Annotated in this window: 14 protein-coding genes; 9 read left to right on the forward strand and 5 right to left on the reverse strand. The window is 72.6% G+C overall.

The window, feature by feature from the left end; all coding sequences use genetic code 11:
• The first annotated feature begins 3 nt into the window (after window positions 1-3).
• The 9 genes from uvrC to VR894_RS13110 all read left to right on the forward strand — a co-directional run bounded on the left by uvrC (window position 4) and on the right by VR894_RS13110 (window position 9,213).
• On the forward strand, window positions 4-2,094 hold the full coding sequence (gene uvrC / locus VR894_RS13070) for an excinuclease ABC subunit UvrC (protein WP_324652190.1): 2,091 nt from the start codon (window positions 4-6) through the stop codon (window positions 2,092-2,094).
• Window positions 2,091-3,068, forward strand: a complete 978-nt coding sequence (gene rapZ / locus VR894_RS13075; RefSeq protein WP_324652192.1) for an RNase adapter RapZ — start codon at window positions 2,091-2,093, stop codon at window positions 3,066-3,068. Before uvrC ends, rapZ begins: the two co-directional genes overlap by 4 nt.
• Complete coding sequence (locus tag VR894_RS13080; protein WP_324652194.1) at window positions 3,065-4,084, forward strand: uridine diphosphate-N-acetylglucosamine-binding protein YvcK; 1,020 nt, start codon at window positions 3,065-3,067, stop codon at window positions 4,082-4,084. Before rapZ ends, VR894_RS13080 begins: the two co-directional genes overlap by 4 nt.
• 76 nt (window positions 4,085-4,160) lie before the next feature.
• Window positions 4,161-5,141 (forward strand): DNA-binding protein WhiA, encoded by a 981-nt coding sequence (gene whiA / locus VR894_RS13085; protein ID WP_324652196.1) that lies wholly within the window; start codon window positions 4,161-4,163, stop codon window positions 5,139-5,141.
• Window positions 5,142-5,375: 234 nt separating this feature from the next.
• Window positions 5,376-6,383 carry a type I glyceraldehyde-3-phosphate dehydrogenase gene (gap, locus tag VR894_RS13090; RefSeq protein WP_324652198.1) on the forward strand — a complete coding sequence of 336 codons (1,008 nt, stop codon included), beginning with the start codon at window positions 5,376-5,378 and terminating at the stop codon, window positions 6,381-6,383.
• 102 nt (window positions 6,384-6,485) lie between these two features.
• Entirely contained in the window at window positions 6,486-7,676 is a 1,191-nt protein-coding gene (locus tag VR894_RS13095; RefSeq protein ID WP_324652200.1) for a phosphoglycerate kinase, read from the forward strand.
• Between the two features lie 4 nt (window positions 7,677-7,680).
• Window positions 7,681-8,466 carry a triose-phosphate isomerase gene (gene tpiA / locus VR894_RS13100; RefSeq protein ID WP_324652202.1) on the forward strand — a complete coding sequence of 262 codons (786 nt, stop codon included), beginning with the start codon at window positions 7,681-7,683 and terminating at the stop codon, window positions 8,464-8,466.
• A gap of 141 nt (window positions 8,467-8,607) precedes the next feature.
• A complete protein-coding gene (gene secG / locus VR894_RS13105; RefSeq protein ID WP_324652203.1) occupies window positions 8,608-8,850 on the forward strand; it encodes a preprotein translocase subunit SecG in 243 nt (80 codons plus the stop codon).
• 12 nt (window positions 8,851-8,862) lie between these two features.
• The gene (locus VR894_RS13110) at window positions 8,863-9,213 is read left to right on the forward strand and encodes an RNA polymerase-binding protein RbpA (RefSeq protein ID WP_324652204.1); all 351 of its coding nucleotides are present in this window, start codon (window positions 8,863-8,865) and stop codon (window positions 9,211-9,213) included.
• Between the two features lie 78 nt (window positions 9,214-9,291).
• On the opposite strand, the gene pgl is transcribed toward VR894_RS13110, so the two are convergent.
• Genes pgl through tal form a run of 5 tightly spaced genes read right to left on the reverse strand, consistent with a single transcriptional unit; the run spans window position 9,292 to window position 15,458 of the window.
• Window positions 9,292-10,071, reverse strand: a complete 780-nt coding sequence (gene pgl / locus VR894_RS13115) for a 6-phosphogluconolactonase (protein WP_324652206.1) — start codon at window positions 10,069-10,071, stop codon at window positions 9,292-9,294.
• Window positions 10,068-11,003: a glucose-6-phosphate dehydrogenase assembly protein OpcA gene (locus VR894_RS13120; protein WP_324652208.1), complete on the reverse strand. Its 936-nt coding sequence runs from the start codon at window positions 11,001-11,003 to the stop codon at window positions 10,068-10,070. Before VR894_RS13120 ends, pgl begins: the two co-directional genes overlap by 4 nt.
• Window positions 11,004-11,014: 11 nt before the next feature.
• A complete protein-coding gene (gene zwf / locus VR894_RS13125) occupies window positions 11,015-12,553 on the reverse strand; it encodes a glucose-6-phosphate dehydrogenase (protein WP_324652210.1) in 1,539 nt (512 codons plus the stop codon).
• A 17-nt stretch (window positions 12,554-12,570) separates the two neighbouring features.
• Entirely contained in the window at window positions 12,571-14,340 is a 1,770-nt protein-coding gene (locus tag VR894_RS13130; protein WP_324652212.1) for a glucose-6-phosphate isomerase, read from the reverse strand.
• Entirely contained in the window at window positions 14,337-15,458 is a 1,122-nt protein-coding gene (gene tal / locus VR894_RS13135) for a transaldolase (RefSeq protein WP_324652214.1), read from the reverse strand. The genes VR894_RS13130 and tal overlap by 4 nt, the downstream gene beginning before the upstream one ends.
• Window positions 15,459-15,475 lie beyond the last annotated feature (17 nt).

Genomic DNA, 15,475 nt, shown 5'->3' on the forward strand with positions numbered 1-15,475 from the left:
GGGATGGCCGATCCCTCCACGTACCGTCCGCGGCCGTCGGAGATCCCCACCTCACCCGGGGTCTACCGGTTCCGCGACGCCCACGGCCGGGTCATCTACGTCGGCAAGGCGAAGAACCTCCGGTCGCGGCTGAACAGCTACTTCCAGGACGTCGCCGGGCTGCACCCGCGCACCCGGCAGATGGTGACGACGGCGGCCTCCGTGGAGTGGACCGTCGTCGAGACCGAGGTCGCGTCGCTGGCCCTGGAGTACGCGTGGATCAAGGAGTACGACCCGCGCTTCAACATCAAGTACCGCGACGACAAGTCCTACCCCTACCTCGCGGTGACGATGGCGGAGGACGTCCCGCGCGCGATGGTCATGCGCGGGGCCCGTCGCAAGGGCAACCGGTACTTCGGTCCCTACGGCCACGCGTGGGCGATCCGCGAGACCGTCGACCTCATGCTGCGGGTCTTCCCCGTGCGGACGTGCTCCGCGGGTGTGTACCGGCGGGCCGAGCGCGCGGGACGGCCCTGCCTCCTCGGCTACATCGACAAGTGCTCCGCACCCTGCGTGGGCCGGATCTCGGTCGAGGACCACCGCGAGCTCGCCGAGGACTTCTGCACGTTCATGGCCGGCCAGACGCGCCCGTTCGTGCGTCGGCTCGAGCAGGAGATGAGGGCCGCGTCGGCGGCGCTGGACTTCGAGCGCGCCGCCCGCCTCCGGGACGACCTCGCGGCCCTCAACCGCGTCGTGGAGAAGAACGAGGTCGTGCTGCCCGACGGCACCGACGCCGACGTCTTCGCCATGGCCGCCGACGAGCTCGAGGCCGCGGTCCAGGTCTTCCACGTCCGCGACGGCCGCATCCGCGGCCAGCGTGGCTGGGTGGTGGAGAAGGTGGAGGAGGCGAGCGACGCCGAGCTCGTCGAGCGGCTCCTCCAGCAGGTCTACGGTGACGTCGCCGACGACGACGACGGCGGGTCCACCCGCACGTCCGCCGTCCCACGTGAGGTGCTCGTCCCCGTCCTCCCGGCCGACCTGGAGCAGGTGAGCACGTGGCTCCGGGAGCTGCGCGGGGCCAACGTCTCGGTCCGTGTGCCCCAGCGGGGTGACAAGCGGGCGCTCGCCCAGACGGTCCAGCGCAACGCCGAGCACGCGCTCATGCTCCACAAGACAAGGCGCGCCGGTGACCTCACCACCCGCTCGCAGGCCCTGGCCGACCTCGCCGAGGCGCTCGACCTCGAGGACGCACCGCTGCGGGTCGAGTGCTACGACATCTCCCACACCCAGGGCACCCACCAGGTCGGGTCGATGGTCGTCTTCGAGGACGGCCTGCCGCGCAAGAACGCATACCGGCGCTTCGTCGTCCGCGGCGCCGACGGCACGGGCGCCCGCGACGACACCGAGGCCATCGCCGAGGTGCTCACCCGTCGCTTCCGGCACTACCGCTCGGCCCGCGAAGGTGCGGTCGACGACGACGGCAAGCCGCTGACCTCCGGGCCGGTCGACCCGGACACCGGGCGCCCGACGCGGTTCGCCTACCCGCCCAACCTCGTCGTCGTCGACGGCGGGCAGCCGCAGGTCGCCGCCGCCCAGCGGGTGTTCGACGAGCTCGGGGTCGAGGACGTCGCGCTCGTGGGCCTCGCCAAGCGGCTGGAGGAGGTGTGGCTGCCGGGGGAGGACTTCCCGCTGGTGCTGCCCCGCACCAGCCCCGGTCTCTACCTGCTCCAGCGGCTGCGGGACGAGGCGCACCGCTTCGCCATCACCGCCCACCGGGGCCGACGGAGCAAGGCGATGACACGCTCGGTGCTCGACGACGTCCCGGGTCTGGGCCCCTCACGGCAGAAGGCGCTCCTCGCGCACTTCGGTTCCGTGGCCAAGCTCCGCAGGGCGACGGCCGAGGAGATCGCCGAGGTCCGGGGCGTGGGCCTGACGACCGCGCAGGCCGTCGTCGAGGCGCTGCGGACCGAACCGACCGCGCCGACGGCCGCCACGCCGTCGGGGACGAGCCCCGATGACCGCGCCGACGAGCGGGTGCCCGTTCCGGTGCCCGCTCCGGGACGGACGACGGGGGACGGCCGGGACGACGCACGGCCTGGCATCCTAGAGACATGACGAACGCAGGAGCGGAGCGCCCCGACACCGGCGCGGAGTCCGACGAGCGCCACCCATCGACCGTGCCGGAGGGGATCCCGCTGCTCGACGCCGAGACGCCGCCACCCGGGGCGAACCGCCGTGAGCTGCTGATCATCACCGGCATGTCCGGGGCCGGCCGCACCAGGGTGGCGAACACCCTCGAGGACATGGACTGGTTCGTCGTCGACAACCTCCCCCCGCGCATGCTCGAGCCGCTCGCGCGGATGATGACCGCCTCCGGCGGGGGGGTACAGCGGCTGGCCGCCGTCGTCGACGTGCGCAGCGGTGAGTTCTTCGCCGAGCTGCTCAACGTGCTCGACGAGCTGCGCGGCCACGGCGTCGACTACCGCATCCTGTTCCTCGAGGCCGACGACGCCGAGCTCGTGCGCCGCTACGAGCAGGTGCGCCGGGCGCACCCGCTCCAGGGCGACGGCCGGATCCTGGACGGCATCGCCCAGGAGCGCGAGCTGCTCGCCGAGCTGCGCCGGCGTGCCGACTCCATCGTCGACACGACGAGCTTCAGCCCCTACGACCTCGCCCGCCACATCCGCCAGCGGGTGGGCGAGGCGGGCGCGCAACAGGTGCAGATCACCATCGTGTCCTTCGGGTTCAAGCACGGCCTGCCGCTCGACGCGGACCACGTCGTCGACGTCCGCTTCCTGTCCAACCCCTACTGGGTGACCGAGCTGCGCCACCTGTCCGGCAAGGACGAGGAGGTCAACCGCTACGTCCTCGACCAGCCCGGCGCGCGCGAGTTCGTCGAGAACTACGTCAAGACGCTGCTGCCGGCGATCGCCGGCTACGAGCGTGAGCTCAAGAGCTACGTGACGATCGCCGTCGGCTGCACCGGCGGCCGGCACCGGTCGGTCGCGATCTCCGAGGCCATCGCCGAGGGGCTGCGCGCCCACGGCCAGCGGGTCCGCACGCTCCACCGCGACGTGGGGCGGGAGTGACGACCGAGCACTGGCCCGTGCCCGGCGCGGCGGGCCGCGGGCCCCGGGTGGTCGCGCTCGGGGGCGGGCACGGCCTGTCCGCCACCCTGGCGGCGCTGCGGCACGTGTGCAGCGATCTCACCGCCGTCGTCACCGTGGCAGACGACGGCGGCTCCTCCGGGCGCCTGCGGCACGAGCTGGGCGTGCTCCCGCCCGGGGACCTGCGGATGGCCCTGTCCGCGCTCTGTGACGACTCGGAGTGGGGTCTGACCTGGAGGGACGTCCTCCAGCACCGGTTCCGGTCCGACGGGCCGCTCGACGGGCACGCGCTCGGCAACCTCCTCATCACCACGCTGTGGGACCTGCTCGGTGACGAGGTCGCCGGGCTGGACTGGGTGGGCCGGCTGCTGGGTGCCCGCGGCCGCGTGCTCCCGATGGCGGCCGTGCCGCTCGACATCGAGGCGCGCGTCAGGCAGACCGGGATGGAGCACGCCCGCGTCGTGCGCGGTCAGTCCCGGGTCGCCGTGACGAGCGGGGTCATCGAGTCGGTCCGGCTCATCCCCGACGACCCGCCCGCCCACCCCGAGGCCATCCGCGCGGTCCAGGAGGCCGAGTGGGTCGTCCTCGGGCCGGGCTCCTGGTACACGTCGGTCATCCCGCACCTCCTCGTGCCCGAGCTCGGACGCGCCCTCGCCGAGACGACGGCGCGGCGCGCGGTGACCCTCAACCTCTCGACGCAGCCGGGGGAGACCGACGGCATGTCCGCGGGGGACCACCTGCGGACCCTCGTCGAGCACGGACCGGACCTCCGGCTGGACGTCGTCATCGCCGACCCCGCCGCCGTCGACGACCTCGACGGCCTGCTCGCCGCCGGCCAGGAGCTCGGCGCCCGGGTCCTGTTGCGTCAGGTCGGCGCCGGGGACGGCACCCCGCGCCACGACCCGCTCCGGCTCGCCGCGGCCTACCGCGACGCCTTCGACGACGTGCTGGGAGATGTGGGGGAGGCCACCGACGGTCGGAGAGGGACAGGTGGCTGAGCATGAGAAGGTGCAGGGTGGCCCCCGAGCGGGGGACGAGCAACGAGGGGGCACGGTGAGTGGGAGGAAGTCGGCCATGTCGCTGACCGCGTCCGTCAAGGACGAGCTGGCCCGGCTCCAGGTGGACCGGGTCTCCGCGCGCAAGGCGGAGGTCGCCGCCATGCTGCGGTTCGCCGGCGGGCTGCACATCATCTCCGGGCGCATCGTCATCGAGGCCGAGCTCGACCAGGGCGTGGCTGCCCGGCGGCTGCGGCTGGCCATGGCGGAGCTCTACGGCCACTCGAGCGACGTCGTCGTCGTCTCCGGTGGCGGGCTCAAGCGGGGCAACCGTTACGTCGTCCGCGTGGTCAAGGACGGGGAGTCCCTCGCCCGGCAGACCGGTCTGCTCGACGGACGTGGCCGTCCCGTGCGTGGGCTCCCGCCCGCCGTCGTCTCCGCCGGGGTCGGTGAGTCCGTCGCCGCGTGGCGTGGGGCGTTCCTTGCCCGCGGGTCGCTCACCGAGCCCGGCCGGTCCTCGGCGCTGGAGATCACCTGCCCGGGGCCCGAGGCCGCCCTCGCCCTCGTCGGCGCCGCACGACGCCTCAACGTCTCGGCCAAGGCCCGTGAGGTGCGCGGCGTCGACCGCGTCGTCATCCGCGACGGTGACGACATCAGCGCGATGCTCGCCCGGATGGGTGCCCACGACGCCGTCCTCACCTGGGAGGAGCGCCGCACCCGCCGCGAGGTGCGCGGAACCGCCAACCGGCTGGCCAACTTCGACGACGCGAACCTGCGTCGGTCGGCGCGTGCGGCCGTCGCTGCCGGGGCCCGCGTCGAGCGCGCGTTCGAGATCCTCGGCGAGGACGTGCCCGACCACCTCCTCAAGGCCGGCCAGCTGCGGCTCGCCCACAAGCAGGCGAGCCTCGAGGAGCTCGGTGCGCTGTCCGAGCCGCCGCTCACCAAGGACGCGATCGCCGGACGCATCCGCCGGCTGCTGGCCATGGCCGACAAGCGCGCCCACGAGCTGGGCATCGTCGACACCGAGGCCGTCCTGACGCCGGACATGCTCGACCTCTGAGACGCCCCCGGGCGCCCGCTGTGGCTCGGCTCACACGCGGGTCGGCAAGCCGGTGCGGTGGCGCGGACGTGGGGGCGTCTCGCGCGGACCTACGTCCCTGCGGTCCCTTTTGTCCCGGTGTAGGTTTGTGGTTGCTGGAGGGCCCGCCCGACGGGCGGCCTGGCCAGAGCGCCCTCCGGGGCATCCCAGACAGACGACCTGCGTGCGCCGAGCGGCGCACTAGAGGAGGACATAGTGACTATCCGCGTCGGCATCAACGGCTTCGGCCGCATCGGCCGCAGCTTCTTCCGCGCCGTGCTCAACAGTGGTGCAGACATCGAGATCGTCGGGGTCAACGACCTCACCGACAACAAGACCCTGGCCCACCTCCTCAAGTACGACTCCATCATGGGCGTGCTGTCCGAGGACGTGTCCTACGACGAGGAGAGCTTCACCGTCGGTGGCCGCCGGGTCAGCGTGACGGCCGAGAAGGACCCCGCCCAGCTCCCGTGGGGCGAGCTCGGGGCGGACATCGTCATCGAGTCCACCGGCCGGTTCGTCGCGCGTGACGCCGCCAAGGCGCACCTCGACGCCGGGGCCAAGAAGGTCATCATCTCCGCGCCCGGCAAGGAGGTGGACGCCACCTTCGTCATGGGTGTCAACCACACCGACTACGACCCGGCGAACCACCACATCTTCTCCAACGCCTCCTGCACGACGAACTGCCTGGCGCCGATGGCCAAGGTGCTCCACGAGAACTTCGGCATCGTCCGCGGCCTCATGACCACCATCCACGCCTACACGGCCGACCAGAACCTGCAGGACGGCCCGCACAAGGACCTGCGTCGCGCCCGCGCCGCCGCCCTCAACATGGTCCCGACCACGACCGGTGCGGCCAAGGCCGTCTCCCTCGTGCTCCCCGACCTCAAGGGCAAGCTCGACGGCTACGCCATGCGCGTGCCGACCCCGACCGGCTCGGCCACCGACCTCACCTTCACCACGGAGAAGGAGGTCACCGTCGAGGAGGTCAACGCCGCGATGAAGGCCGCCGCGGAGTCCGAGGAGCTCAAGGGCATCCTCAAGTACACCGAGGACCCGATCGTCTCCTCCGACATCGTCGGCGACTCCCACACCTCGATCTTCGACGCCGGCATGACCAAGGTGATCGGCGACCAGGTCAAGGTGCTCAGCTGGTACGACAACGAGTACGGCTACTCCTCCTCGCTGGTCAACCTCACGAAGTACGTGGGCGAGCGCCTCTGAGGGTCCCCGTCCTCACCCTGCAGTGAACACGGACGTCCGCGTGCCGCCGAACGCCCGGCACGCGGACGTTCGTGCGTCCGCCCCCAGCCCTTAGGAGAGTCCATGAAGACCATCGACACCCTCGGCGACCTGCGCGGCAAGCGCGTCCTGGTCCGCTCCGACTTCAACGTCCCCCTCGACGGGACGACGATCACCGACGACGGCCGCATCCGCGCCGCCCTGCCGACCCTCACCCAGCTGCTCGACGCCGGGGCGAAGGTCATCGTCACCGCGCACCTCGGCCGCCCGAAGGGCACCCCCGACGCCACGTACTCCCTCGCGCCGGTGGCCAAGCGCCTCGGCGAGCTGCTCGGCCGGGAGGTGCTCCTCGCCGAGGACACGGTCGGCGAGGACGCCAAGGCCAAGGCCCAGTACCTCGAGGAGGGCCAGGTGCTGCTGCTCGAGAACATCCGCTTCGACGCCCGCGAGACCTCCAAGGACGAGGCCGAGCGCGGGGCGCTGGCCGACGAGCTCGCCGCCCTCGCCGACGTCTACGTCTCCGACGGGTTCGGCGTCGTGCACCGCAAGCAGGCCAGCGTCTACGACGTCGCGCAGCGGCTCCCGCACGCGGCGGGAGCGCTCGTGTTCAAGGAGATCGACTCGCTGAGCAAGGCGACCGGTGACCCCGAGCGGCCCTACGCCGTCGTCCTCGGCGGCTCGAAGGTCTCCGACAAGCTCGGCGTCATCGGGAACCTCCTCACCAAGGCCGACCGTCTCCTCATCGGCGGCGGCATGGTCTTCACGTTCCTCGCCGCCAAGGGCTACTCGGTCGGGTCCTCGCTGCTCGAGGAGGACCAGGTCGACGCGGTCAAGGGCTACCTGCGTGACGCCGAGGCCAACGGCGTCGAGATCGTGCTCCCCACCGACATCGTCGTGGCGCCCGAGTTCAAGGCGGACGCCCCCGCCACCGTCGTGCCCGCCGACCAGATCCCCGCCGACCAGATGGGCCTGGACATCGGCCCCGAGTCCGCCCGGCTGTTCGCCGAGAAGCTCGCCGACGCGCGGACGATCGTGTGGAACGGTCCGATGGGTGTCTTCGAGTTCGACGCCTTCGCCGCCGGCACCAAGGCCGTCGCACAGGCCATGCAGGACGCCGCCGGCTTCACGATCGTCGGCGGAGGCGACTCCGCCGCGGCGGTCCGGGTGCTGGGCTTCGACGAGTCGAAGTTCGACCACATCTCCACCGGTGGCGGTGCCAGCCTGGAGTTCCTCGAGGGCAAGGTCCTGCCCGGCGTCGCGGTTCTGGAAGACTGAGCCCATGACGAACCGCACCCCGCTGATGGCGGGCAACTGGAAGATGAACCTCGACCACCACGAGGCCACGCACCTGGTGCAGAAGCTCGCGTGGGAGCTGAAGGACAAGCAGCACGACTACGAGACCGTCGAGGTCGTCGTCGTGCCGCCCTTCACCGACCTCCGTTCGGTGCAGACCCTCGTGGACGGCGACAAGCTCGGTGTCCGCTACGGCGCCCAGGACGTGTCCGCCCATGAGAAGGGCGCGTACACGGGCGAGATCTCCGCGCCGATGCTCGCCAAGCTCGGCGTCAGCTACGTCGTCGTCGGCCACTCCGAGCGCCGGCAGTACCACGCGGAGGACGACGCGCTGGTCGGCGCCAAGGCGAAGGCGGCACTCGCGCACGGCATCGCCCCGATCATCTGCGTGGGGGAGGGGCTGGACGTCCGGCAGGCCGGTGACCAGGTCTCCTACACCCTCGCCCAGGTCGACGGCGCCTACGCCGGGCTCGACCGCGACGCGGCCGCGAAGACGGTCGTCGCCTACGAGCCCGTGTGGGCCATCGGCACGGGCGAGGTCGCGACCCCCGAGGACGCGCAGGAGGTCTGCGGAGCGATCCGTGGCCGGCTGGCCGAGCTCTACGACCAGGAGGTCGCCGACTCCGTCCGCGTCCTGTACGGCGGCTCGGTGAAGTCCGGGAACGTCGCCTCGATCATGGCCAAGGAGGACGTCGACGGCGCCCTCGTCGGCGGCGCGAGCCTCCAGGCCGAGGAGTTCGCGGCGATCGTCCGGTACCAGCAGCACGCCTGAGCATCCCGGGTCCCCGGCGCACGTCGCCGGGGACCCTGGCGTGTCTCCGTCAAAGGTGGTCCCCGACGGCGGGGTGATCACCTATCCTTGACAGGTCGCGGTCAGCCGCGCCCGCCCGCCACCGAAAGGAGCCCCCGGCTCGTGGATGCCCTCCGGATCGTTCTCGAGGTGCTGCTGGTCCTCACCAGCATCTTCCTCATCCTGTCCATCCTCATGCACAAGGGGAAGGGCGGTGGGCTCTCGGACATGTTCGGCGGCGGGATCAGCTCGTCGATCGGCTCCTCCGGGGTGGCGGAGCGGAACCTCAACCGCATCACGATCGGCATCTCGGTCATCTGGGCCACGGCCATCGTGCTGCTCGGCCTCATGCAGCGGTTCGTCTAGGAGGCTGGGTACATGGCAGGTGGAAGTGCGATCCGCGGGTCACGCGTCGGCGCGGGACCCATGGGCGAGCAGGAGCGCGGCGAGGCCGCGCCCCGGGTGCGCGTGACCTACTGGTGCGCCAACGGTCACGAGACGCGCCCGAGCTTCGCCAAGGAGCCGGAGATCGTCATTCCCGAGACGTGGGACTGCCCGCGCTGCGGGCTGCCCGCCGGCCAGGACCAGTCGGCGCCCCCGGAGGCGCCCCGCAACGAGCCGTACAAGACGCACCTCGCGTACGTGAAGGAGCGGCGCAGCGACGCCGACGGTGAGGCGCTCCTCGAGGAGGCCCTCGCCGCCCTGCGCGCGCGTCGCGGCGGCAAGTAGGCCCCTGCACCAGCAGCACAGATCGTGTGTGGTTCGGGTCCTCCTGGGACCCGAACCACACACGATCTTTGTGTCGGGTCAGCCCAGCGCGCTCGTCGCGGCGACGTCCACGAGCCACAGCGTCCGGCCCTGGGCCTGGACACGCCCGGCAGGGACGCTCGCGCCGTCGTCGGTGCCGCCCTCGGACGCGGGGAGCGAGGTCCGGCCGAGCCCGGCGGCGACGGCCTGTGCCTTGCCCTCACCGGAGACGACGAGCCACACCTGGTGCGCCGAGCACAGCGTGGGAAGGGTGAGGCTGACCCGCTCCGGCGGCGGCTTGGGCGACTCGGTCTCCGCCAGCGCGCCGAGGGAGCCGTGCTCCAGGCTCGGACGGCCGGGGAACAGGGACGCGACGTGCCCGTCGGGACCCATCCCGAGCAGCACGACCGCCAGCTCGGGTACCTCGGACCCGGGTGCGGCGTGCCGCGCGAGCTCCTCGGTGTAGGCCCGGGCAGCGGCCGCGACGTCGGCGACGGCGTCGGGGCCGGGCACGGCGTGGATGTTCTCCTCCGGCAGTGGCACCCGGCTGAACAGGGCGTCCATCGCCTCGCCGTCGTTGCGGTCCGCGTGCCCGGCGGGCGCGAAGCGCTCGTCGCCCCACCACACGTGGACCGTGCTCCAGTCGACGGCCTCCCGCAACGGGTCGGCGGCGGCCGCGCGCAGGACGTCGACGAGGATGCTGCCCCCGGTGACGGCCACGTGCACCGGACTGGCCACCGACTGCGCGTCGACCAGGGCGAGCAGGAAGCGCGCCGCGGTCGCCCGGGCGAGCAGCTCGCCGTCGGGGTGGACGACGACGGGGGAGGACGGATGGGTCATGAGGACTCCTTCGGCGGGGCGATGAGCGGGAGGCCCTGGGTGAGCACCCGCCCGTAGGTCTCGTCCGCGTCGAGGCGACGCAGCTCCTCGGTGAGGCAGTCCGCCAGGGCACGCTCCACCAGGTTGATCCGCTGGTCGATGCGGCCGGGACGACTGAGGATGGCCACGCTCGCGCCGGGCTTGCGGCGCAGCGTGATCGAGCCGTTGGCCCGCTCGAGCTCGACGTGGGTCACGGCCTTGGAGTCCTCGACGCCGACCTCCACCGGGACGCCGAAGGCGTCGGCGAGCCAGGCGGCGAGCATGTACACCGACGGCCGGCCCTTCGCGCCCGTGACACGGGCGGCGACGATCGGCTCGTACGGCGGCTCGTCGAGCGTCGCGGCGAGGAGCCCGCGCCACAGGGTGACCCGGGACCACGCGAGGTCGGTGTCGCCAGGGGCGTAGCCCGGCGCGAGCGAGCGCAGCGTGCTGAGCGGGTCGGCCGACGCCGTGGCGTCGGTGATCCGCCGCTGGGCCATCGCCCCGAGCGGGTCACGGCTCGGCTCGGCGGGAGGCTGCCCCGTCCACCACACGACGATCGGTGCGTCGGGCAGCAGGAGGGGCATGACGAGGGTGTCGACGGCGTCGGCCGGCTCACCGGAAGGCTGAAGGATGACGACCTCGCTGAGGCCGGCGTCCCCTCCGACGCGGATCTCCGCGTCGATGCTTGCGGGACCGTCGCCGTCCCGGGGGACGACGGCGATGATCCGGCAGGGGTGCTCCCGGGACGCACCGTTGGCGGCGCTGATCCCGTGCTCGGCGGCCTCGAGGTCGTCGGCGACGATGATGAGGGTGAGGACCCGGGTGAAGGAGTTGGCGCCGCTGGAGCGGCGCATGGCCGAGAGGCGGCTGCTCACCGCGGCGGAAGTCGTCGCGTGCATCGTGGTGATCATGCTCGTCTCCTCTACGGCATCCGCCAGCGGCGGCCGTCGCGTGCCAACATCTCGTCCGAGCCTGCGGTGCCCCACGACCCCGGCCGGTAGGCCTCGGGGCGCCCGTGGGACTCCCAGAACTCCGTGATCGGGTCGAGGATCTGCCAGGACAGCTCGACCTCCCGCTGATGGGGGAACAGCGGCGGGTCGCCGAGGAGCACGTCGAGGATGAGCCGCTCGTAGGCCTCGGGGGAGTTCTCGGTGAAGGCGTTGCCGTAGCCGAAGTCCATCGACACGTCGCGCACCTCCATCGCGGTGCCGGGGACCTTGGCCCCGAAGCGGATCGTCACGCCCTCGTCCGGCTGGACCCGGAAGACGACGGCGTTCTGGCCCAGCTCGCCGGACGAACCGAGGTCGAAGGGCAGGTGGGGGGCCCGCTTGAAGACGACGGCGATCTCCGTGACGCGCCGCCCGAGCCGCTTGCCGGCACGCAGGTAGAAGGGGACCCCGGCCCAGCGGCGGGAGTCGACCTCCAGGCGCATGGCCGCGTAGGTCTCGGTGATCGAGTCCGGCGCGATGCCGTTCTCCTCGTGGTAGCCGCGCACGTGCTCCCCACCCTGCCACCCGGCCGCGTACTGGCCGCGCGCCGTCGAGGTGGCGAGGTCGTCGCCGAGCCGGACCGCGGAGAGCACCTTCTCCTTCTCCCGGCGCAGGGAGTTCGCGTCGAAGGCGAAGGGCTCCTCCATCGCGGTGAGCGCGAGGAGCTGCAGCAGGTGGTTCTGGATGACGTCCCGGGCAGCGCCGATGCCGTCGTAGTAGCCGGCGCGGCTGCCGATTCCGATGTCCTCGGCCATGGTGATCTGGACGTGGTCGACGTAGTGGTTGTTCCACACCGGCTCGAAGAGCTGGTTTGCGAAGCGCATCGCGAGGATGTTCTGGACGGTCTCCTTGCCCAGGTAGTGGTCGATGCGGAAGACCGAGTCCTCGGGGAACACCTCCGAGACGACGGCGTCGAGCTCCTGGGCCGACTCGAGGTTGTGCCCGAAGGGCTTCTCGATGATCACGCGGCGCCACGCGTCGGTCGTCGGCTCCGACAGTCCGGACCGCTTGAGCTGGTTGAGCACGAGCGGGAAGGACCGCGGTGGCACGGACAGGTAGAACGCGTGGTTCCCGCCGGTGCCGCGCTCGGTGTCGAGGTCGGCGACGGTCTGCGCGAGCGTGTCGAACGCGGCGTCGTCGTCGAACTCGCCCTGGACGAAGCGGAAGCCGGACGCGAGCTGCTCCCACGTCCGCTCGGAGAACTCCGTGCGGGCGTGCTCGCGCACGGCGTCGTGGACGATCTGCGCGAAGTCCTCGGTCGACCAGTCGCGGCGGGCGAAGCCGGTGAGCGCGAAGGACGGCGGGAGCAGACCCCGGTTGGCGAGGTCGTAGATCGCCGGCAGCAGCTTGCGCTTGGCGAGGTCGCCGGTGACGCCGAAGATCACCAGTCCCGCCGGCCCGGCGATGCGCGGCAGCCGACGGTCCCTGGGGTCGCGCAGGGGGTTGCCCGGCGGAGTTGGTGCGGTGCTCATGGTCTCCTCGCGGGGGGTCAGGAGGTGCTTCGGCGCGCCAGACTACCGGTGAGCCACGCGAGGGCGTCGGGGGTGTCCACGTGCAGCCGGAGCACCGGCCGGCCGAGCCCGCCGAGCACGCGGGCGTCGGCGTCCGCCTGGGCGGCGACGAGCTCGGCGAAGTCGAAGTCGTGGCCGGGGACGGCCACGTGCGGGCTGGGCCCGCCGGTGATCATGAGGAACACCCCGTGCGGCGGCCCGCCCTTGTGCAGCTGGCCGGTGGAGTGGAGGTAGCGCGGTCCCCACCCGAACGTCACGGGGCGCCCGGTGCGGCGCGCCAGCCCGTCCCGCACCCCCCGGAGGAGCTCGGGCGCGCGACCCTCCCGGTCGAGGTAGGCGAGGACGGCGAGGTACCCGTCGTCGGGGTCGATCCGGTTGAGCAGCGTGGCGACGGCGTCGGCCACCGTCCCGACGCCGCGCAGGAGCGCCCGCGGCGCACGGACCTCGACGCCGGAGTCCTCGAAGGCGGGGGGCTCGAGCGAGGGCATGCCGCCGAGGAACTCCCGGGTCGCGGCCTTGGTCGCCTCGACGTCGGGCTGGTCGAAGGGGTTGACGCCGAGGAGGTGGCCGGCGATCGCGACGGCGTGCTGCCAGAGCAGGAGCATCCCGCCGAGCGAGCCGGCGACGGTCACCTCCGTGGCGAGGGCGCGCTCGTCGCTGGTGGTGTCCGTGTCCCCGGTGAACTCGCCGCTGACCGCGACGTGGTCCGTCGGTGCGGTCGCATCGGCGATCTCCTCGACCTCGGCGGCTGCGTCGTCGTGGACCAGCGGGCACAGCAGCACCGGGAGCGTGCGCGCGCCGGGGGTCGCCAGCTCGGGAGCGTCGTCGTCGACGACGACGGGCAGCAGCCCGCGACCGCCCTTGCCGAGGGACTCCGCGAGCAGCTGCTCGGCCCAGTCCCCGAAGTGGTACAGGCCGCTGCCGGCGTCGGCGAGCAGCACGGTGTCGCGGAGCGGCCGGGTGGCGGCCAGGGCGGTCGCCAGCACGAGCGCCGGGTTCGCCTCGCTGTCCTCGGCGAAGAACGGCGCGACCTCGGCCGCCTCGTCGAGGACGCGACGGACATCGACGCCCGCCAGGGCGCTGGGGACGAGGCCATAGGCCGACAGGGCGGAGAACCGCCCGCTCATCCGGGGGTCGGCGGGGAACACGGCCCGGTAGCCCTCGGCACGGGCGAGCTCCTCGAGCGGTGAGCCCGGCTTGGTGACGACGACGACGTGACGCGCGGGCTCGAGGCCCGCAGCCCGGAAGGCGGCGACGAAGGCCCGGCGGTGGGCGTCGGTCTCCACGGTCGTGCCCGACCGTGACGCGACGACGAGCACGGTCCGGGCCAGGTCCCCCTCGAGCGCGCGCTCGACCTGCGCGGGGGCGGTCGAGTCCAGGACCGTGAGAGGGGCCCCGCGGCTGCCGGTGATGACCTCGGCGGCGAGGGAGGAGCCGCCCATCCCGGCGAGGACGACCCGGTCGAGCCCCTCGGCGCGCAGCTCACGGCGCAGGTCGGTGAGCCGGTCCACGAGGTCCCCCGACGCCTCGTGCAGGTCGGTCCAGCCGAGCCGGTCGCGCACCGCGTCCACCAGCTCGGCGCCCCACACGGAGGGGTCCTGGGCGGCCAGGCGGGAGGCGACCCGTGCGATGAGCAGCTCGGGGACGGCGGCGTGGACGGCCTCCGCCGCCGCCCCCGTGGCACTGACCTCGACGACCGCGGCGTCCTCGTCACCGGCCCAGGTGACGACCGCGTTGACCGGGCTCATTGCCGGCCCGGCACCTGCAGTCCGGTCGAGACGCGCTCGGTCAGCTCGTCCCAGCTCTGCTGGAACTTCTCCACACCCTCGGTCTCCAGGCGCTCCATGATGTCGGCGTAGGAGACGCCGAGGCGCTCGAGCGTCGCAAGCACCTCGCGGGCCTCGGCGTAACCGCCGCGCACGGTGTCACCACGCAGCTCGGCGTGGTCCGCGACCGCCCGCAGGGTGGGCTCGGGCATCGTGTTGACGACGCCGTCGACGACGAGCTCCTCGACGTACCGGGTGTCCCGGTAGGCGGGGTCCTTGACGCCGGTCGAGGCCCACAGCAGCCGCTGCGGGTGCGCGCCCGCCGCCGCGAGGTCGGCCCAGCGCTCGGTCGCGAAGATCTCCTCGAACGCCTCGTAGGCGAGGCGCGCGTTCGCGACGGCGACCTCTCCACGCAGCGCCCGGGCCTCGTCCGTGTCGAGAGCGTCGAGCTCGGCGTCCATCGCGGTGTCGATCCGTGACACGAAGAAGGAGGCGACCGAGTGGATGGTGGACAGGTCCACCCCCGCGCGCTGCGCCTGCTCCAGGCCGTCGATGTAGGCGGCGGCGACCGCGCGGTAGCGGTCGAGGGAGAAGATGAGCGTGACGTTGACGCTGATGCCCTCCGCGGTGGCTGCGGTGATCGCCGGCAGGCCCTCGGCGGTGGCCGGGATCTTGACGAGCAGGTTGGGACGGTCCACGAGCTGCCACAGCTCGCGTGCCTGGGCGGTGGTGGCCTCGGTGTCGTGGGCGAGGTAGGGGTCGACCTCGATGGAGACCCGCCCGTCGACCCCGCCGGTGCGCTCGAAGACCTCGGCGAAGCGGTCGCACGCGCTGCGCACGTCCGCGGTGGTGAGGGAGGTGATGGCGGTGGGGACGTCGGCGCCGTCGGCCGCGAGGGCCGCGAGGTCCGCGTCGTACCGCGTCCCCTCGGACAGCGCCGACGCGAAGATCGACGGGTTGGTCGTCACCCCGACGACGTGGTCGTCGGCGATGAGTGAGCCCAGCGACTGCGCGCCACCGCCCTCGAGGCGTTCACGCGAGAGGTCGTCCAGCCAGATCGACACCCCGAGGGTGCTGAGCTCGGCGAGGTGGTTCGTCATTGCTCCTCCTTGAAGCG

The sequence above is a fragment of the Georgenia sp. H159 genome (assembly GCF_035607575.1).
Taxonomy (GTDB): domain Bacteria; phylum Actinomycetota; class Actinomycetes; order Actinomycetales; family Actinomycetaceae; genus Oceanitalea.